Genomic DNA, 19,852 nt, shown 5'->3' with positions numbered 1-19,852 from the left:
CCTGGCAATTCTAACGGGTGTGGTTCTAACGACCCTTATGCAAAGTTCTGGAGCACTGACATCCATGCTCGTGGGACTTGGTTCCGCACGCGTTGTGAATCTTCGCCAAGTGATGGGCGTGATCATTGGGACTGCCATTGGTACGACATTGACGGTTCAGTTGATCTCTTTAGATTTATCGCAGTATGCATTGCCTGTATTTGCGATTTCTTTCGCATTCTATTTCAAGTCAAAGAAAACCGTTTTCAAAAATCTTTCGACGACTTTCATGGGCTTTGCATTGCTATTCCTGGGGCTGAAGTTAGTCACAGTGGCAGCCAACCATTTCGCGGCAAATCCTATGCTGACAGAGTTTTTCCAGAGTGTTCGTGACAATCCTGGCTATTCTCTTTTGATTTCTATTGTGTTCTGCGCATTCGTTCAGAGCAGTGCGATCACCATCGGTCTTGCCATGAGTTTGGCCGCCGTGAAAGCCATTACGTTCTATGATGCGATGATTTGGGTTTACGGTGCGAATATCGGTACAACCTCTGTGGCACTGATCGCAGCTGCCGGCGGAAACTATGTCGGTCGCCAAGTGGCTTGGGCGAATTTCTTTTATAAAACAACCAGTGTTTTAATTTTTTATCCTTTCACGCAGCTGTTTATCGATTTTCTGCTCACCTTCGACACGACAATCCCGCGTTCTATCGCCAATGCTCACTTAATCTTTAATATTTTATCTGCGATCATCTTCTTCCCTTTCATCAACAAAGGGGCAGCTTTAATCGAAAAAATGTTCCCGAAATCAGCCTCTGAAGAATTCGGCACTGAATTTGTGAATATGGATAACTATCAAAGCTCTGCTTTAGCTGTGTCCTATGCAAATCGCGAGATCATGCGCACGGCTGATATTGTCCTGGGGATGATCAAGGACTCGATTCGTCTTTTTGAAACGAATGATCCTAAAGACTTTGATTCCATCAAAGACCGCGACAACAAAGTCGACTTCCTTTATCGTGAAACAAAAATGTTTCTTCTAGATCACGCCAATAAATCCAACACTGTGGTTCATCAAAACGTGATGAATATGATCATGTTCTTAAGCGACCTGGAACGCGCAGCGGATGCCATTGACATCAATATCCTGGCCTTGGCGATCAAGAAAAATGCATTGAAGTTGGAATTCTCTGGCGAAGGCTGGACCGAAATTCGCAATATGCATGAGCAGGTTGTAAAAGTGGCTGCTATGGCCGTCAATGCCTATCAAAATCGTGAGCTTTGCGAAAATGCGATTCAACTGAAGCGCGAGTTGGCAAAAATGGAAATCACTCTTCGCGAAAATCACATCAGTCGTTTAAACCGTGGTTTGAACACATCGATCAACACCAGTTCGATTCATTTGGATCTTTTAAGTGAATATCGTCGTATCGCCAGCCTTCTGGTGAATCATGCTTACAGCCAAGGGAGCACATAATGAACCTGACTGCATGGAGCCCTATTGCCCTTTTGTTCCTTTCAAACATTTTCATGACCTTCGCCTGGTACGGCCATCTGAAGAATCTCAAAGAATCTGCCTTATGGATCGCAATCATTATCAGCTGGAGCATTGCTTTCTTTGAATATGCCTTGCAGGTTCCTGCCAATCGCATCGGCTCAAATTATTACACGCTTCCGCAATTGAAGATCATTCAAGAGGTCATCACCATGATCGTCTTCGCAGGGTTTTCAGTTCTCTATATGAAACAGTCTTTGAAGCTTGATTTCCTTTGGGCAGGCCTCTGCCTCGTTGGGGCTGTTTATTTCATATTCAGAGGCCAGTAGGCAGTTCGCACTATCTTTTGCATCTCATTTCAGGATAAGATAAGAGCATGAAGTTTATTTACGTGCTCGAAGATGACGTGCGTATTCAGAAGGATCTTTTTGAGACCCTCAAATCGATAGATCCAAAGCTTCATATTCGCTTTTTCACTACCCTCGCAGATTTTCATGAATGGTTAAAAACAGCAGTCCACGACGGCCCCAAAGCCCTCGCCAATGGCGGTATTCGCCATCCAGCGGACACTACAGATCCTGTTGAGCCTTCAAGCGCCCATGAACTGCGCCTTGTGATCGCAAAAAACGAATTTCTGGGAACTCAAAACATGGGCTTGGTTCGCCGTGCCCGTGATTTCTTTCTAAGAAAGAAAATGTGTGCAGAGCACGAACCCACGGCTTTAATTCTAACAGCCTTTGACAGCCCCAACTTTGATATCAAACTTGCCGAAGATCGCATCATCAATAACGTGATCTTCAAACCGTTTGATAAACTTATCTTAAGGCAAGATCTGGAATACGCGTTAACGGGACATCATCCGCTAGGTTCTTCATCAACCGTGGCAACAATTAAAATCAACTCAACCATTGAAATGCTTAAAGAGGTTTCAACCAGTGCATTGAGCGAGATCGGTTTCTCAACTATCAACAATCACGAAATTGCAATAGGTGCTTTAACCAAGTATTATAGCCCTGCCTTCACAGTGAATAATAAGAAATCTGTCTATGCCTATTGCTCATCATGCAAAGAGCTTTCAGAAAAAGAATTTCTTTGCAACTTTCACTTCTTCGCTGCCGATAACGATCAAATAAGTCAGATTCGTAAACACATTCTGCAAGTGAAAGACCACCACAATGAGGGTTTTCAAAATAGTCATACCCATCCCGCGCGCATTTTAATTTTAGATGAAGATGTTCCGTTGGGATTGGATCTGAAGATTTTCTTAACAGATCGTTTCTCTAACAGCGAAGTGTTTGTGTATTCCAATTATGGACAATTCCTTTCAGATCTTGCTGACAAAGATACTCCGAATCGTCAGACGCTTCCGCAACAGTTTGATTTTATTTTTGCGAATTATGAAATCTTTGAATTCGAAAAGGAAAAGCGCTGGCAGCAAATCAGCGAATACCTGAAAGATCGCGCTAAACGAAACGGAAAAGAGCTGAGTGAATACCCAGGTCTGTTCTTGATTTCGCGCAAGAAAATCGCAGCAGATGAAGTTCACAATCTTTCAGCCTGGACGAAAGAAATTTTCTATACACCACTGGACAAACTCTATATTTCGAAAAAGCTTGTGACCGAGCATCGCGCCCTGGCGAATAAGGTCCCTGTGACAGTGGCTTCGTTGCAAGAACAGTCTGTTTTAAAGGTCGCAAACCCCGTCGAGATTTCGCAGATTTCTGAAGCAGGCCTTGTCATGAAATATTATCGCGCCATCAGTGTTGGAGCCTTCCGCGAGTTTATTCTTTGGCGCCCGGAAGAAAATGAAATCCCGGAAATCATTGGCACAGTGAACTTCACCGAGGAAGACAAAGGCGGACAGGAGTTCTTCCACAACCACTTCGTTTTCTTCGGCATGAAGGATCACTACCTGAAACACATTCGTTTGTGGTTGCGCGAGACTTACATCAAACAAAAAGAAAAAGAATAACCCCTCTCTCGCCCTAAAAGAATTTCCGGTCTAGGATATTCGTTTGCGGAGATATCTGAAATAAGACATATCTGACGGTCTACAGTGAGGCCTCGGTGAGAATTATTTTACTTTTGTTAATTTCCGCGTTTTCCTTTTCAGCATTTGCAGTTCCAACATTAGAGGAAGAAGTTCAAGCTCTGAAAAACACTCCCCGTGATTACTTCGACACCGGCGCAATTTGCGAAGAGGTCGCTCGCTTGGAATTTGAACAAGAGTTTCAAGTTCCGCAATATAAAGTTCTGACAGGTATTGCGTATGACAACGGCGACGGCACTGCTGGCGAGTTGGACGTCATTGTTTTTGATAACAATACCAACAAAGTTATCAAAATCGGTGAAGTCAAATGTTGGAATGATCTTAAAGGCGCCCTGCTCAAAGCCAGAAAACAGAAAGCACGCTTCTTTGGAAATCGGGACAATGCCAAAAACATGTCTTTCAAGATGACTCATGGAACAGAGACATTCACACGGGATCAATTTGCTTACGTGAACGAATTTATCACCATCGGCCCTCAAGGATCAAAAAGTGCGGGATTCGATTACGAGCTTGCTTACTCACTTCGCGATTTGATGAATCTGCGTGAAATGATGTTGAAATGTCAGCACGATAAAAAGTGCGCAAGTTTAAGGTAATTAAGGAACTGGACGAACCTTCTGAGTTGCCACCACGATATCCAAATATTCTTTCTTAAGAAGATGCATGAGATCCTCTGCAACCTTCCGAGGGTCTAACTTTAAGTCACCAAGACTTAAAGTCTTCACTGGGGTTCCTTCATTCGTCACATTCATTGCAAAATGCACCATCACAGATACTGGTGATTTTGTTGCAATGCTGATGCTCAGCTTACGGTCCGTAAGATAAAGGTCATCCCCTTCGCGCACCAACTGCTGACCATTCAAAGTGACAGAGGCATTCTTTTGCAAATAATCCCTTGCGATAGAAGCGAACAACCTTTGAATTGCCACTCCGGAAAATAAGTCGCGATCAAAGATCTCGATGATAAAGTGAAGCATCTCATCACTTTCAATAACAGCTTTCGCCAGCAAATCTTCTCCATCCACCATATGAGTGAACGGAATATCGCAAGCCCCTTGCCATGAAACCACGGAAGGCCCTAGAACTCCATGCTCAAGGTAAGCAAATAACGAACGAAGCTGACTGCCATCATAAGAAAATTTCTTTTCGATAAAGAGTGATTCCACAACTACCCCTTAAACAAATGAGCTACATCAATATTCGCTGAAGCAAAAGCACGCTTCGCGCGTTGGCAAGACTCACATTGACCACACCACTTATCGCCCGAGAAATAACAAGGCCAGATCAATTCCCACGGAATCTTCAAACCTTGTCCTAAACGAACAATATCAGGCTTATTCAAGTGAGCCGTGTAACAACCCACCGACACATGATTCGCAGTCGAGTACCATAAAGACTTCGTCGCTTGCTCTAGAAACTCGCGAGAGTTGTCTGGGAATGTGGCCGCCTCCTCGGCATTGAAGCCAGGAATAACCGCATCTGCACCTAGAGCTTCCGCATAAGCCGCGGCGATATTAATGAAAATCCCGTTGCGATTTGGAACCCATACAGACTTTGCGGTGTCGGCAGATTTCTGCAGATTATCGATTTCAACATCTTTACCCGTTGGGACCTCTTGATCTTCAACGATCAAAGATGATTTATTGAAATCCTTAAACCAAGTCACATCCATCACCTTGTGAGGAATGTTTAAATACTTAGCGATTTTCGCAGAGTGTTCGATTTCTTTTATCGCAGCTCTTTGTCCATAGTTGAAGGTCAAAGCCAGAACCACTTCATGGTTGTGCTTGATTGCTTCAAAGACATTCACCGTCGAGTCTAAGCCCGAAGATAAAAGAGCCACTACTTTTTTGCTTTGTCTCATGGCGCAGCCTTTAGATCACGAATAAGAATCTGAATAGATTTTTGCCCAGCAAAATAATTCCACTGAAGCTCGCCCAAGATATCATAAAATCCCGGAACTTGCTCGAGGGTTTGCAACTGCCTTGGAGTCGGCGTAAATAACAACGCCTCCATGGATGTATGCGTCTCAGGATCAGCCAATTTCAAACGGAGATGGCCGCCCTTCAATTCACGTTTTGATAAAACTTCGATTTTTCCAAAATGAATCAAAGGAATCGAGAAGCCCGTCCCGAAAGGTCCGACAAAGTCGTACCACTTCATCAGTCCTGAACTGACCTCAGGAAGTTTCGCTTCCACATCATAATAGATTTCCAAAGGTTTTGGCTTTTCACGAAGATCTGAAAAATGGATAGCCAAACGCTCGATCAATTGAGGAACTTTCGTTTCCGCAATTTCAAAACCCGCCGCAGCCGAGTGACCACCAAAACGACTCATCAACTCAGACGCTGACCCCATGGCCTCGACCAGGCAAGCTTCCTGACCTTGTGGCAAGCGAGCACTGCCCACGATCATACCATCTTCACCCAACGATCCGACAAAAGCAGGCTTGTTGTAAACCTGGGTAAGCTTAGTTGCAATCAAGCCCACGACCCCGCGGTGGAAATTTCGAGAAGCGACAAAGACAAAGTCTTTATGAGGCCACTCTTTAAGTAATTCTTGAGCTTCCGTTTCCGCATCGCTTTGCAATTGCACACGAGTCGAGTTGTTCTTCATAACCTGACGAACCATTTCGCGCGCCTGAGCCGGATCTTCTAAAAGGAAAATATCAATCGGAAGAATACCTGATTCCATGCGAGACAAAGCGTTCAACTTTGGCGCAAATCGAATTGCCACATCTTGAGAAGTTAAAGGACGACCTGTCAGATCCAACTCTTCAAGTAATGCTCGAAGTCCCGCTTTTTTTGTTTCCGCAAGCTTCACCAAGCCATGCTTCACCAGCACACGGTTGTCTTCAACCAAAGGAACCATATCAGTCAAAGTGCCGATCGTGAAATATTCAAGAACCTCTTTAAGATCCCAATTGTTTTTAGGTAGTTGCGAATTATCTTGAAAGTATCTTTTTAGGCCGCGAAGCAAATAAAATGCAACCCCTGCCCCACACAAATAACCTAAACCAGATTCACAAGTTCCTTGATTGGGATTGATCACCACATAAGCATTCGGAATTGTTTCCGCAGGCAAGTGATGATCCGTAAGAATCACATCGATACCCAATTCGCGAGCCTTATCAACCGCAGGATGAGCCGTAATGCCGACGTCCACCGTGATAATTAGACTCACACCTTGAGCTTTTAATTCCTCAACGGCATGAGCATGAAAGCCGTAACCTTCCGCCAAACGCTTTGGTTGATAGTGAATAACGTTGGGAAAACCCAAAGCGACCATGCCCGTCTTCAACAAAGCTAGACCAGAAGTTCCGTCTAAGTCGAAGTCAGCATAGATGCAGATTTTTTCTTTGTTGAGATACGCGCGCCCCAGACGCTCGAGGGCTTGAGACATCCCCTTAAGTTCAAGAGGATCTTTCAAATCAGCGAGCTTAGGAAAAAGAAGCTTATCGACTTGTTGAGATTCTGTGAATCCGCGGGCTGCGAGCAGCTTACCAATCAGAGATGGCCACTGCTGACCCTCCGCTGATGGAGGTGCAAGCACCTCTGTTTCTGATTCTCGCAGTTTCCACAATGGATTCACTGAAACCCCAATTCGAGGGCTGCCTTAACAACAACCCCCATTCAAAGAAAGCTAGGCCGCTTTCTTTCCAGACAATTTATCCATGAACAACACGATAGGTGCTGCTACGTAGATAGAAGAGTAAGTACCGAAGATGATACCGATACAGATCGCAAAAGCGATATCCGCAACAGTGCCACCAGAGAACAAGTACAAACAAAGAGCTGATGTGAACACTGTACCTGAAGTGATCAATGTACGGTGAAGCATATCGTTGATCGCTTTATTGATGATGAAGCGATAGCCCTTTTCATGGTAATGAGAGTCTGTTTCACGGATACGGTCAAATACCACGATCGTGTCATTCAGAGAGTAACCGATCAAAGTTAAGATCGCCGCCATGATCGGCACGTTCACCTCTTTACCCACAAAAACGAAGATGCCCAAAGTGATGATCGCATCGTGGAATAAGCAGAATACTGCACCCGGAGCATATTTATAGTCGAAACGAAGAGCTACGTAGATCAAGATCACAAGCAAGCAATAGAACACCGCTAGCAAACCGTTACGTTTCAACTCAGCACCCACTTGAGGTCCCACAGTATCAACACGGCGAACCTCAGGGTGATTCGCTGCAAATGTTGTTGTGATGATATCTTTAATTTTACCGATATCTTGATTCAAGATTTCGTTCGTCTCTTTATCAGAAGCGCCTTGTTTACCTTGGAAACGAATGATGAATTCATCGTTATCACCCAAAGATTGAACGCCCACTTCACCAAGTTTTAGGTCATCAACAGATTTACGAACTTGATCGATCGTAACACCTTTGTCGAACTTAACTTGGAACTCTGTTCCACCTTTGAAATCGATACCGTAGTTAATACCACGAACTGCAAGGAACACGATAGAAAGAACCACTAGGATCACAGACACAGCTGTGAAGATTCCAACCTTACCAACGAAGTCATACTTACCAGATGATTCTGTTGTGTTTTGTTTATTAGCCATTTGTGCACCCATTAAATAGACAACTTCTTAACGTTATATTTTTGGATCAATGTATCCACGATCACTTTAGAAACGAACACGTTCGCGAACAATGTCGTAGCCACACCGATCAACAAGTTGACAGCGAAACCACGCACAGGTCCTGTACCGAAGTACAAAAGAACGACAGCCGTCGCAGCAGTTGTTACGTTCGAGTCCAAGATCGCAGACATCGCACGATGATAACCCTCTTGGATTGCCACGCGAAGACTGTGTCCCATTGCCAACTCTTCCTTGATACGCTCATTAATAAGAACGTTCGCATCCACGGCAAAACCGACGGTCAATGCGATCGCAGCGATACCAGGTAAGGTCAAAGTCGCACCGAATGAGGTCAATAGAGCAAACACGCCCACGATGTTGATGATCAAAGCCACGTTCGCGATAACGCCCATGCCTTTGTAGTAGATCAACATAAATAGAACGATCAAAGCGGCACCGATGTATGCGCCCAATTTCGCTTTATGGATAGAGTCAGCACCCAAAGTTGGACCAACACGACGTTCTTCCAATTGCTCAAGAGCTGCAGGCAATGCACCCGCACGAAGAGCTGTTGAAATCATCTTAGCTTCGTCCATCATTTTGTTGCGATCACGGCCACCACCTAAAGTGATAACTGCTTGGCCACCAGCAATACGGTCACGAATGCTTGGAGCTGATTTAACAACTTTATCCAAAACGATCGCCATTTGCTTACCAACGCTTGCGCCAGTCAAATCAGCAAATTTAACCGCACCCGCAGAGTTGAAGTGCAAAGAAACTTGTGGGCCACCGTATTGGTCATAACCAACAAAAGCGTCATCCAAAGCTCCGCCGCCAAGATCTGTATCAGTTCTAAGAAGCATTGGAATTGCGCCCGCTTCCATATTCGCCGCGTTTTCAGATTTTTCGAAATAGATAACAGTCTTTTCAGGCAATTTACCTTTAAGATCTGCATTCAAGCGAGTCACATACTCAGAGTATTTCATACCCTGCATTTTGTAGTTACCTGCTTTTTCAGCGTCAGCGATCAAAGCCTGCAACTGTTGACCACTCAATTCGTTAGAAACGATCATGAAATCCAATTTCGCAGTCGTGTTGATCAACTGCTTCGCTTTTTCAGCATCGGCCATACCTGGCAATTGAACCAAGATACGATTTGAACCTTGTTGAGAGATTGAAGGCTCTGCCACACCGAATTCATCGATACGGTTACGGATTGTTTCAATCGCTTGTTGAATCACGCGGTTTTTATAATCGTTCAAGTATGAATCGAAATAACGAGCTGTGATTGTGTTGTCAGTAGAACCTACAACCTGAAGAGTTGTCGGATACTTGTCGTTCAAGATTTTTTCTACTTTTGCTTTCGCAGCCGCATTAGCCGCTGTGATTACGATCTCACCTTGCTCAGGCTTTTCAGATTTAACATCGCCGCCTTCAACTTGATCTTTTGCCAAGTCAGACTTGATCGAAGCCATCATACGAGTTGTGGATTCTTTCACCACACCGTCAACGTCAACGCCCATAACCAAGTGCAAGCCACCTTGGATATCAAGTCCGTAGTTAAGCTTTTGCTTGGATGGCCACCAAGATGATTCACTGAAATTCACGAGATTTGGCATGACCCAAACTAGGGCCAAAACAATACCCGCCGCTGCGCCGATTGTTCTCCAACGAAGTCCGTCCATTATTTCTTTTCCTCTGTAGTTGCTGCTTTCTGAGTTGTAGCGATTTGAGTACGAAGCATTTTAACCTTTACGCCATCAGCGATTTCCACTGTAACGAATTGGTCTGTGATACCTTCAATACGGCCCAAGATGCCTGAAGAAGTGATCACTTCATCGCCGCGTTTAAGCTCAGTCAAAAACTTTTGGTGTTCTTTTTGGCGTTTTGATTGAGGGCGAATGATAAGGAAATAGAAAATAACAAAGATAAAGATGAATGGAACGAACATCTCAAATGAAGAGGGTTGTCCGCCACCAGCTGCGGGAGCTGACTGTGCAAAAGCTGTCGATACAAGTAGATTTAACATTTAGATCCTCCAAAGATACTGCTTCAGCCTTCGCGACATCCGTCGCTAAGGCACTGCCCGGTCAAGCCGGCGCTTCGATGTAGTCGAAGCGTAGACCAGATCAGCATTATTCTTCGGGAGAATCAATACTTTAGTAGGTTTAACTTTACTTACTGTCTTTCTTTACGAAACGCGTTAGGCATTCGTCGCGGTACTGCGCCCAGCGGCCTTCAGCAATCGCTTCACGGGCTTTTTCCATCAGCTTCATATAGAAATGAATATTGTGGATTGTGTTCAAACGTGAACCTAAAATTTCACCACTGAGGAATAAATGGCGCAGATACGCTCGAGAATAGTTCGTACAAGTATAGCAATCACATTCAGGATCTAGCGGAGATGGATCTTCTTTATACTCACTGCGCTTGATGCTGACTTTGCCTTGCCATGTATAGATCGTTCCATTGCGTGCCACTCTTGTAGGCATGACGCAATCGAACATATCGATCCCTGCATCAATTGCAATAATCAGATCTGTTGGCGTTCCCACGCCCATCAAATAACGCGGCTTATTTTCCGGCATTTTTGGAGCTACATGAGGAAGAAGCTCATGCATCAAGTGAATCGGTTCACCCACGCTGAAACCACCCAAGGCATAGCCAGGAAGATCAACGGAAGTAACTTGCTCTAAAGACTTCAGACGATGCTTAAGGCTCAAGCCCCCTTGCACGATCCCGAACAACAAGCTTTCTTTGCGGGTCATCGCGGCCTTCGAACGAAGAAGCCAACGATACGTCAGCGCCATCGATCTTTCGATATCTTCGTCTGTGGCCGGATATTGAAGACATTCATCGAATGCCATAATGATGTCAGAGCCAAGATCCATTTGAATCTCCATGCTCTTTTCTGGAGAGATAAAATATTTAGCGCCATCAAGATGGGAACGGAATTCCACACCCTCTTCACTCATGTTGCGAAGTTGGGACAACGAGAAAACTTGGAATCCGCCGGAGTCCGTTAAGATCGGGCCATTCCAGTTCATGAACTTATGAAGGCCACCCATTTTTGCGATTGTTTTTTCACCAGGACGCAAATGCAAGTGATACGTGTTACCCAAGACAACTTGAGTCCCACATTCTTTCAACTCCTCTGGAGTCATCGCCTTTACAGTGGCTTTTGTTCCCACCGCCATGAACACCGGGGTTTGTACCGGACCGTGAGCTGTCATCAAAGTTGCCCTGCGAGCATGACCTTCAGTTTTATGAACTTTGAACTCACCAAGTTGCATATTTGAACTATCCGTTGTCATATTTTTTCCGTCTAGCATAGTTGCTCCAGCCTACACGTCAGCCGACGTTGTGGCACTGCCCGCCCCCGCGGTCCAACATGTTAAATCCCCATAAGAAAAGAGACGGAACTTTCGCTCAATCGCCCATGAGTAGCAAGCTTTTACTGTTTCCAGCGAAGAAAATGCAGCCACCAAAGCAAGCAATGTCGACTGGGGCTGATGGAAGTTTGTCAGCAAGCGATCTACGATCTTAAATTCGTATCCAGGCTGAATTAAAAGCTTTGTAAAGCCTCTAAATCCTTCAGAGGGACTGCCAGCCAATAAACCGTTCGCAGCACTCTCTAGAGATCTTGTCGAGGTCGTGCCCAAAGACCACACATTGGCACCCTCGGCCCGGGCCGCTTGAATATGAGCCCACGTTTCAGCACTGATATCGACGTATTCTTCATGCATGTCGTGATCATTTAAATCATCCGCAGTGATCGGCAAAAAAGTTCCAAGGCCCACATGCAAGGTGACCTCACAAATGCGCACACCTTTCGCACGAAGCTCTTGCATATCTGCATGAGAAAAATGAAGACTCGCTGTCGGAGCCGCAAAGCTTCCCGGATTTTTCGCCCACGCCGTTTGATACCAAGACTCGTCGGCCTCCACAGTGTGACGAGCATTACGAGCTTTTTGAATGTATGGCGGTAGCGGCAACTCTGCCACTTTCTGGAAGTAATCCTCGTGCACTTCGTCGCTCAGGCGAACAAGCTGAGGACGACCCTTTTGTACAAGGGTCATTGAAAGACCTAAAGGCAATGGCAGGGAGTCACCAATTTTATATTTTTTTGAAGGAAATAAGACTTCCCAGTCCGTGGCATTCACTTGCTTGAGAAAAAGAATTTCCACGTCACCCGCAAATACGCGGCGCTTTAGTACTTGCGTGTTATTCACGACAAGAACATCGCCTTTAGGAATGCGATTCATGAGCTCTTTCAAAGTGATCTCTGAAGGCGTGCCATTCCCGTCTACCCACATCACGCGGGACGGTCTTTGCGGGGACGTCGCAATCAATTCTTCAGGAAACTGGAAATCGAGATCAGAAACTTTCATAGGGGCTTTTTAGTCCACCCCTCTATCCCAGACAACCCTTTTATGCATTTTGGCAACGAACTTTGACTGGATTTAGGTAAAATTCGCGTAATAAACAACAGCAATAAGAACCAAGACGAATGGTAGATAAAGTTTCATAGATGCTCCGGCATTTTAGAATAGAGATGAACCTCTATGCTAGTTTTACCTCCTTTCCCTTCTCAAGAAGCCTCCCGCGGTTCTGCCAACAATCATAAAAGTGATAAAGCACAGCTTGCGAGCTTTCTTCAACGGCGCGAATCTAAACACTGATGAAAGAGGTGTCAGATGAAAAACACAGCCCACATCAGTTCCGATCCCGAAGTTAAAAAACTTGGAGATCTCATCAAAGACATTCGCATTGCCATGCTGACAACGCTCACGCCTGAGAATAAGTTGCACAGTACTCCTTTGATGACTCAGGAAATTGATTTCGACGGTGATCTTTGGTTTTTGATTTCGAAAAATTCGACCAAGATTCAAGACATTCAAAAAAATGAAGACGTCAGCGTGTCTTACGCGAGTCATGGAAAATACATTTCCATTACCGGAACTGCCGAACTTTTAGAAGACCAAGAAAAAGTCCAAGAGGTCTGGCACAAGGCTTATGAAGCCTGGTTCCCTCAAGGACCTCAGGACCCCAATATTCAACTTTTAAGAATTAGCGCAGATAAAGCAGAATACTGGGAAGGACATGCCTCCCCAGTTTACAGAATGATTGAGTTCGTAAAGATCGCCACTGGCAAGCCCGCAAATATGGGCACTCATGGCACTTTAGACTTGAAACATTAATGTCCGAAAAGACTGCCAACCTATTGAGGGACCTGGCAGCTTTCCATTGTTGGGAAGTAAACATCGAATGACCAGCTTTGGTTATAAGCGTGTCCTGTTGTTGTATCTAAAACTTGAACCGCAGTCATAAACTTACCAAAGAAGCCGCCGGCCGCTAAGCCTGAAGGACGGCAAGATTTTGTGTCTTTAGAAAGAGTCTCGGTGACCTTCACTGTCGGATTTAATTCCAAAGCATTCCAAGAGGCATAGTACTGAACAGGCATGTCACTTGGATCCGTCGCATAACAATAAGGAACGTCCTTCAAAGTACCAAGAACAGTGGATGTGCCATCAGAAGCTTGCATAACCAGTTGCTGCCCCTCCATGAACACTTGGTTTGTAGAGAAATTATTAAAACGACCGACGTGAGTTGCCGTGATGTAGTTGATCGCAGGTGTTGCATTAAGTTGCACTTGATCACCGTCACAAGGGAAAGCCACTTGCAATGTTTTTACAGAAGAAGATTGAGCCGCAAAAACATTTGCAGCAACCAAAGACAATAGAGCGAAAACGATTTTTGATTTCATGGATACTCCCACAGTTCTTAATTTTGAATGGAGTAGTATCTATTCTCATTTTTAACATTTGTTGAGTCAGGGTTTCGTCAGGAAAATTTCTTCAAAAACCGTCTCATATTCAGACACTTTCCCTGAGATTACTTCAATTTAGTGGAATTCCAGGCCCCACAGCGCGATCCTTAAAGGGTTCTAGTTCAACAATCGCAAAATGTCTGACCTAAAGGACTGCGAGGACTTGTATGGCAAGCAAAGCAAACCGCCCCTTAGACTCTCTTGAAGTTTTATTTGGTAACAACGTCCGCATGCGCAGAGAGGCTCTGTTGTTCTCACGCGAGGAACTTGCAGAACGCAGTCATTTGTCCCCACAAAATATAGCCAAGATTGAAAATGGCGATCGTTTTGTAACCACAGATTCATTGCAAAATATTTCTCGTGCCTTGAATTGCACTCCCCACGAGCTCTTTCTCTCTCCGAAAGGGGAAGATGCAGAAGCCTCGATGGCCTACGAGGATCTTTTAAATCTTTTAAAAAATCGCTCTGAAAAAGAGCTGCGCTATGCGCATAGTATTTTAGCTTTAATCTTTAAAGGCCCTTAAGATTCGACTCGCTCGTCTTTAACTAACATGCCATCTACCAAGTGAATTTGCCTCCCGGTGGCGGCCGCCAACTCTGGGTCATGAGTGACCATCACGATAGTGGTCTTCATCTCCTTATTAATGCGTTTGAAAATATCAAACACCATGACCGAGTTGGCAGAATCCAACGATCCTGTGGGCTCATCGGCAAACAAGAACTTTGGCTCCATCACAAGAGATCTTGCGATGGCGACACGTTGACACTGACCGCCTGACATTTCTCTTGGTAAATGGTGCATGCGATCTTTTAAACCTACGGATTCCAAAATGGATTCCGCAAATTCTTTTTTCTGTTCGAGCATTCCCGCTTTACGGGCTGGCATCAGAATATTTTCTAATGCCGTCAGTTCCGGTAAAAGATAATGAAATTGAAAGACAAAGCCGATATTTCTATTACGAAGTTTATGCAGCTCAGGATCACTCATTTTTGCGACATCGCGATCAAAGAAAGAAACAACTCCGCGAGTAGGCCAATCCAAAGTAGATAGAATATAAAGCAGAGTACTTTTACCTGATCCCGATTTCCCGATGAGCGAAACAAATTCCCCCTCATTCACGGAAAAATTCAAATCTTTCAAAATTAATGACTTTTGTGTGCCGAGTTCCTTTTCGAGATGTTCCACTTTCAATGCAGCCATATTATTCAGCTCCTGAACGAATGATTTCAATCGGTGTTAATTTCGATGCATTTCTTGATGGCAAGTAGCTCGCCAACAATGCCGCACCATTAGAGATCAACAAGGCTTGAAGGTAAGTATAGATATTAAAATCAATGGTCATCGTCGCTCCCGAGAACGGCCCGCCCATGTGAATATCACCTAATGCTTTACTAAAGAGGAAGCTTGCCAGACATCCTAAAAGACCGCCCGTCAAACCCAGCAATGCCCCTTGCAATAAAAACAAGCGAATGATGTCCTTAGATTCGTAACCCATCGACCGAAGAATCGCGATGTCTTTACGTTTTTGAGTCACAACCATATTCAAGATATTGTAAATACCAAATCCCGCGACAAGCATGATCACACCGGTCACTAAGTATTGAGTCATATCTTGCGTCGTAAACATTTGCAGAAGCTGTGAGTTCAATTGGTCCCAGCTTTGAACAGAATCGTAAGAAGTCGCTTTCCAACTGTCCGCTAATTTCGAAGCATCGCGGAAGTTTTTAACCTTCACCGAAATTTGTGAAATCTGTCCTGAGACATTTCCAATCTTCTGCGCATCTGTCAAAGTCGTATAGGCTTGGCTGATCTCGGCACGTCTTTCACCAGTTGAAAAGATCGCAACAATCTTAAATGGAAGCTGGCGACCATCTGTTGTCGTTAAGGTGATCGTGTCACCAACTTCTTTAGCAAAGTCGCTCGCAAGTTCTTTACCAACAACAATACTGCCTGTGCCTTTTTCAAGATCCAGATAATTGCCTTTTATAATTTTCGAGGCAATATTAGTGATCTTCACCTGCTCTGACGGTTTCGCGCCTGTGATAGAAAGCGAATAGTTAGTTCCGTTATTACTCAAAAGACCTGTGGCTGTATAAACAGAAGTTGCTGCAACAACTTCTGTATAGTCTTTAAAACGTTCGTACCAGCCTGGAGGATTCTCGATAGCAGCAGCAGCTCGACGTCCCGCCGGAGCACGCAACCATACAAAGTTTTTATATTCGGGGAAAAGAAACTTTTCGACTTCTTCTTTTATAATCAAACGCTCACGGGCTTGAATCTTGATATGTGCATCGCCCGACACCATCATATCAATCATATAATTCTGCTGAGCCGAAAAAAATCCCGAGATCATAATGAAAGCCAATGTTCCAATGAAGATACCCAACAAAGTCACAAGACTTTGCTTTTTTCGCGCCATCAGATGTTTTGCCGCCAGGAACACCATAAAATCATCCTTTAGAATGGGTCACCATGACTATTGCCAGCAGTTTTACGTAACAAAATGCGATCGCCCTCTTTCAATTGATCAGTTTCAACCACAGCATATCTGCCGTCGTTGGCTCCGACCTTCACATGAACCTCTACAGGTTTATCGGTAACCTTTGTCACTTTATCTATATCCAAAGAAGCCACCGGAACACGAAGCTTGTCTTTATGAACCGCGATTTGAATCGCTACGTCTGCCGTCATATTTGGTAATAACGTGAGATTCTTTCTATCGAAATCGACATCAATCAAAAAACCACTGTCATTTGAATACACCGCGCGCACTTTACCTAAGGAGGTCTTATCCCGCTGACCTTCGAAACTAATACGCGCTTCTTGTCCCTCGCGAACGCCACCGATGGTTCTTTCATCCATGGATAGCTGCATATAAAGATCTTCTAAACTTACAATAGTTAAAACCACAGTTTGTGAAAACACGACTTCGCCGACATCATATGAAAGTGTGGTGACGACTCCGTTGAACGGAGCATAGTAAGTTGGAAGACCATCAAGTTGAATCAAGATGTCACCTTTTTTGACTCTCTGACCTTGTCTTACATAGCGCTTTACCACCCGACTGCTAACGCCTGTTTTTATAGTATATGTCTTATCTGACTTCACTGTTCCCACCCCATAAGCCGCCTCTACCACATCGCCGCGACTGACGACATCCGTCATTCCTTGATGTGGCTTTTTCAAAGCCAAGAATCCAATAATACCGATTAAGAGCAAAGCACCGCTGCCGATCCCAAGTTTAGTCGATTTTTTCATATGCTTTCTCCTTTGAAACTCTCAAGAAGTTGATTCTCATCTGCTGACCAAACCAGGGCGCGATAGCAATCCAAATCCAATTGCAAAACGGCCTTATCGTACTGACGGATTGTCTGCTGATATGTTGTTGAGGCGGAAAGGACGTCACTGTAAGTGCTGATGCCCGACCTATGGTCTTCTTTCATGGCCTTGACGTTTTGCTCGTTTAAAATCTTGGCTTCTGCCAGGACTTTGATATTCGCAAGATCATCCAGAAGCTGACGAATCAGACCATCACGACTTTGTTGTAAATCCAAAAGACTTTTTTCTTGGTTCATTTTCGCAATGGCCAAACTTTTTGTAGCTTGAGCCACTTGCGCACGACTCTCGAATCCGAATGGAAACGGTATCGTCAACGTCAAAGCCATGTTGTAGGAACCCTGCTGACTGATGGCCTGCGAATCCGATAAAACATAACTTGTCGTAAAATCGACAGTGGGGAATTTTTTTCCTTTAGTCGCACTTAAAGTTGCATCAGCCGCATCTGTTGTCGCCCCTAAGGCCTTATAGTCTGCACGTTTTTTGGGATCCATCCTTGCGATGATCGACTGAATATTCTCTGCACCACAGCGACCTGGTTCGTATTTCAATTGCAAAGGTTCATCACCTAGATTGATTAAGCGCAAAGCCGTAAGACGCTCTTGATTTAAAGAAGACTGAGTTGCCACCATATTGATCTTATTCGTGGCAATAGTGGATTGCAGGCTGATCACCTCGGTTTTTCTTGCACCACCGTATCGAAGTTTTCTTTGCGTCTCTTTAAGACTTTGCTCGTTGATTTCGATTTCTTTTTGTTGGTTCTTTAAGTCACTCTCATACTGCAAAACCGTAAAGTAAGCTTCGATAGAGTTAGCGACTTGGGTATAACGGGCATCGGCCCAGTTTAATTGAGCGCCTGTTCTTTGGTGTTTAGCCGCCTTCAAGTTCAAAGAATCTTGCAGACCATTAAATAAATTTGCAGAGAAGTTCACCTTCGTTTGAGTGTAAGCCTGATTCAATGAGGATGATGTGATGTTTTGTCCTGTATCAGCAATTCCGTTTTCGTTACCGCTCTTATAACTTGACGCTGTTGCATTCACTGTTGGCAAAAAGGCTGAAGACTTCTCATCCACCGCAGCATCATTCTGCTCATAAGTTAATTTTTTAACTTCAACTGTCTGAGAAGACTCAACGCTTTTCTTCACAAACTCATCCAAGGTCCACGCTTTTGTTGCGGGATCTTGTGCTCTCGCCTGAAGGCCCACCACAAAACTGACCATTATAATTGCCGTACTTAATAGAGGTGTTTTCACTGCAACCGCCACCTTTCTATTTAACGATAGAAACTAAATATTTAAGACATGTGGACGTTGGACCTCTCTATTTAGATAAATTGAGGTTCTGAAAAGAAGTTCGCATTACAGAGCTAAAAAATGTCCCATTGCCTACCAATTTACAAACTTATGAAACACTGTGGAGTGAAAACCCAGGTTAAATCGAAACGATAACGTTCCAGTTCGGAACTGCTTTTGCTTTGAGTCCATTGTGAAAAGAGGAGAGCTTATGAAACCTTCTAAATTTTTGGGTCTATCGATTCTCATTATGTCAGCCGCTTTGCAGGCCAAAGCACAAAACGCGATCGAAGCGACTCCGATCCCGGTCTCTTCACGTACACAACAAGAGATGGATGATGCAGACTTCACAGAATTGACTCAAATTGAGGCGGCCAATCAAAAAGCCGCGGCAGCCCAAGCTCAACAGCAACGATTGCAACAACAGCAGCAACAACAAGCGATGCAAGTGCGCTTAAGACAAGCTCGTGCTGCTAAAGCGGCACAACAACAGCAAGCGGCTAGAGCTTCTGTGACAGACAGTGCAGACGATTCAAGTTTAAGAATCAACTCTAGCAACTCTCAATATGGGGCTGCTTCGAACTCTCAATACTTGGCAATGGGTGATGTTGCCCCAAGAAAAGAGAGCATGATCAAATGGATGCCGATAATCGGTATGACATTCTCTAAATTCAACGGCAGTGCTGATAACTACAGTTTCGGCAGCCATACAGGTTACCTTGCGGGGATCAGCGTTCTTCTAGGTAAGGGACCATGGCAAATTGAAAGCGGTCTGCAATACGCTGAACGCGGCGGTGTTGAAAACTACAATCTTCCGTACAACACATACAATAGCTGGAGCATGGAGTATAAAAACAAATACCTCGAAGTTCCATTGATGGCTCGCTACAATTATCAAACATCTGCTTCAACAAGTGTATTTGCTAAGGCCGGAGTGGTTTTGTCATCTCTAGTTGGATCTGAAGCTTCTTATAGCAGCGGTAATCCCTACACGTACTCGTACTATGCTTCAAATAACTTGAGCGATACAAAAAGTTACTTCAATTCATTTGAGACAAGATGGGCCATAGGTCTTGGAGGTCAGTACAGAATCAATTCGACAATGTCGGCGATTCTTCAAGGTGATTACCAACAAAGTATCGGCAACTCGAGTACATCCCAAGCAAATGGTCTTGTGGGTGACGTCGGTATCAACCTTACGACAATCACTTACGGATTTAATGCGGGTATTGTTTTCGATATCTAATTGAAATATTCGTTTCAAAAA

General features: G+C 44.4%; 20 protein-coding genes. 7 read left to right on the top strand and 13 right to left on the bottom strand.

Annotated features, from left to right (window positions below):
• The 4 genes from VF412_RS08035 to VF412_RS08020 all read left to right on the top strand — a co-directional run.
• Positions 1 to 1,456 (top strand): Na/Pi cotransporter family protein (locus tag VF412_RS08035; protein ID WP_331338711.1); only part of this gene is annotated, 1,456 nt, incomplete at its 5' end.
• A complete protein-coding gene (locus VF412_RS08030) occupies positions 1,456 to 1,803 on the top strand; it encodes a DMT family protein (protein WP_331338710.1) in 348 nt (115 codons plus the stop codon). The genes VF412_RS08035 and VF412_RS08030, both read left to right, overlap by 1 nt.
• Before the next feature lie 47 nt (positions 1,804 to 1,850).
• Entirely contained in the window at positions 1,851 to 3,446 is a 1,596-nt protein-coding gene (locus VF412_RS08025; RefSeq protein WP_331338709.1) for a hypothetical protein, read from the top strand.
• Positions 3,447 to 3,541: 95 nt separating this feature from the next.
• The gene (locus VF412_RS08020) at positions 3,542 to 4,120 is read left to right on the top strand and encodes a hypothetical protein (protein ID WP_331338708.1); all 579 of its coding nucleotides are present in this window, start codon (positions 3,542 to 3,544) and stop codon (positions 4,118 to 4,120) included.
• On the opposite strand, the gene VF412_RS08015 is transcribed toward VF412_RS08020, so the two are convergent.
• The 8 genes from VF412_RS08015 to queA all read right to left on the bottom strand — a co-directional run bounded on the left by VF412_RS08015 (position 4,121) and on the right by queA (position 12,517).
• Complete coding sequence (locus VF412_RS08015; protein WP_331338707.1) at positions 4,121 to 4,690, bottom strand: DUF366 family protein; 570 nt, start codon at positions 4,688 to 4,690, stop codon at positions 4,121 to 4,123.
• Between the two features lie 2 nt (positions 4,691 to 4,692).
• Positions 4,693 to 5,388 (bottom strand): 7-cyano-7-deazaguanine synthase QueC, encoded by a 696-nt coding sequence (gene queC, locus VF412_RS08010; protein WP_331338706.1) that lies wholly within the window; start codon positions 5,386 to 5,388, stop codon positions 4,693 to 4,695.
• The gene (gene recJ / locus VF412_RS08005) at positions 5,385 to 7,115 is read right to left on the bottom strand and encodes a single-stranded-DNA-specific exonuclease RecJ (protein WP_331338705.1); all 1,731 of its coding nucleotides are present in this window, start codon (positions 7,113 to 7,115) and stop codon (positions 5,385 to 5,387) included. Before recJ ends, queC begins: the two co-directional genes overlap by 4 nt.
• Before the next feature lie 51 nt (positions 7,116 to 7,166).
• Positions 7,167 to 8,105: a protein translocase subunit SecF gene (gene secF / locus VF412_RS08000; RefSeq protein ID WP_331338704.1), complete on the bottom strand. Its 939-nt coding sequence runs from the start codon at positions 8,103 to 8,105 to the stop codon at positions 7,167 to 7,169.
• Positions 8,106 to 8,116: 11 nt separating this feature from the next.
• Positions 8,117 to 9,811 (bottom strand): protein translocase subunit SecD, encoded by a 1,695-nt coding sequence (gene secD / locus VF412_RS07995; protein WP_331338703.1) that lies wholly within the window; start codon positions 9,809 to 9,811, stop codon positions 8,117 to 8,119.
• On the bottom strand, positions 9,811 to 10,155 hold the full coding sequence (gene yajC / locus VF412_RS07990) for a preprotein translocase subunit YajC (RefSeq protein WP_331338702.1): 345 nt from the start codon (positions 10,153 to 10,155) through the stop codon (positions 9,811 to 9,813). The genes secD and yajC overlap by 1 nt, the downstream gene beginning before the upstream one ends.
• 145 nt (positions 10,156 to 10,300) lie before the next feature.
• A complete protein-coding gene (gene tgt / locus VF412_RS07985) occupies positions 10,301 to 11,419 on the bottom strand; it encodes a tRNA guanosine(34) transglycosylase Tgt (protein ID WP_414640833.1) in 1,119 nt (372 codons plus the stop codon).
• Positions 11,420 to 11,470: 51 nt separating this feature from the next.
• The gene (gene queA / locus VF412_RS07980; RefSeq protein ID WP_331338700.1) at positions 11,471 to 12,517 is read right to left on the bottom strand and encodes a tRNA preQ1(34) S-adenosylmethionine ribosyltransferase-isomerase QueA; all 1,047 of its coding nucleotides are present in this window, start codon (positions 12,515 to 12,517) and stop codon (positions 11,471 to 11,473) included.
• A 306-nt stretch (positions 12,518 to 12,823) separates the two neighbouring features.
• Between queA and VF412_RS07975 the strand changes: the two genes are divergently transcribed.
• On the top strand, positions 12,824 to 13,327 hold the full coding sequence (locus tag VF412_RS07975) for a pyridoxamine 5'-phosphate oxidase family protein (protein WP_331338699.1): 504 nt from the start codon (positions 12,824 to 12,826) through the stop codon (positions 13,325 to 13,327).
• Between the two features lie 20 nt (positions 13,328 to 13,347).
• On the opposite strand, the gene VF412_RS07970 is transcribed toward VF412_RS07975, so the two are convergent.
• A complete protein-coding gene (locus VF412_RS07970; RefSeq protein ID WP_331338698.1) occupies positions 13,348 to 13,893 on the bottom strand; it encodes a hypothetical protein in 546 nt (181 codons plus the stop codon).
• Positions 13,894 to 14,123: 230 nt separating this feature from the next.
• On the opposite strand from VF412_RS07970, the gene VF412_RS07965 reads away from it, so the two are divergent.
• On the top strand, positions 14,124 to 14,480 hold the full coding sequence (locus VF412_RS07965) for a helix-turn-helix transcriptional regulator (RefSeq protein WP_331338697.1): 357 nt from the start codon (positions 14,124 to 14,126) through the stop codon (positions 14,478 to 14,480).
• On the opposite strand, the gene VF412_RS07960 is transcribed toward VF412_RS07965, so the two are convergent.
• The 4 genes from VF412_RS07960 to VF412_RS07945 are packed head-to-tail and all read right to left on the bottom strand — an operon-like array spanning position 14,477 to position 18,546.
• Positions 14,477 to 15,157 (bottom strand): ABC transporter ATP-binding protein, encoded by a 681-nt coding sequence (locus tag VF412_RS07960; RefSeq protein ID WP_331338696.1) that lies wholly within the window; start codon positions 15,155 to 15,157, stop codon positions 14,477 to 14,479. The two genes, VF412_RS07965 and VF412_RS07960, sit on opposite strands and share 4 nt — an antisense overlap.
• 1 nt (position 15,158) lies before the next feature.
• Positions 15,159 to 16,403, bottom strand: a complete 1,245-nt coding sequence (locus VF412_RS07955) for an ABC transporter permease (RefSeq protein WP_331338695.1) — start codon at positions 16,401 to 16,403, stop codon at positions 15,159 to 15,161.
• Positions 16,404 to 16,414: 11 nt separating this feature from the next.
• Complete coding sequence (locus VF412_RS07950) at positions 16,415 to 17,215, bottom strand: efflux RND transporter periplasmic adaptor subunit (RefSeq protein WP_331338694.1); 801 nt, start codon at positions 17,213 to 17,215, stop codon at positions 16,415 to 16,417.
• Positions 17,212 to 18,546 (bottom strand): TolC family protein, encoded by a 1,335-nt coding sequence (locus VF412_RS07945; RefSeq protein ID WP_331338693.1) that lies wholly within the window; start codon positions 18,544 to 18,546, stop codon positions 17,212 to 17,214. Before VF412_RS07945 ends, VF412_RS07950 begins: the two co-directional genes overlap by 4 nt.
• 250 nt (positions 18,547 to 18,796) lie before the next feature.
• On the opposite strand from VF412_RS07945, the gene VF412_RS07940 reads away from it, so the two are divergent.
• Positions 18,797 to 19,831, top strand: coding sequence for a porin family protein (locus VF412_RS07940; protein ID WP_331338692.1), 1,035 nt, complete (start codon positions 18,797 to 18,799; stop codon positions 19,829 to 19,831).
• Positions 19,832 to 19,852 lie beyond the last annotated feature (21 nt).

Source organism: Bdellovibrio sp. (assembly GCF_036384735.1).
GTDB lineage: Bacteria > Bdellovibrionota > Bdellovibrionia > Bdellovibrionales > Bdellovibrionaceae > Bdellovibrio.
The sequence above is the reverse complement of the archived record's forward strand: the minus strand, read 5'-3'. Positions and strand labels throughout refer to the sequence as shown.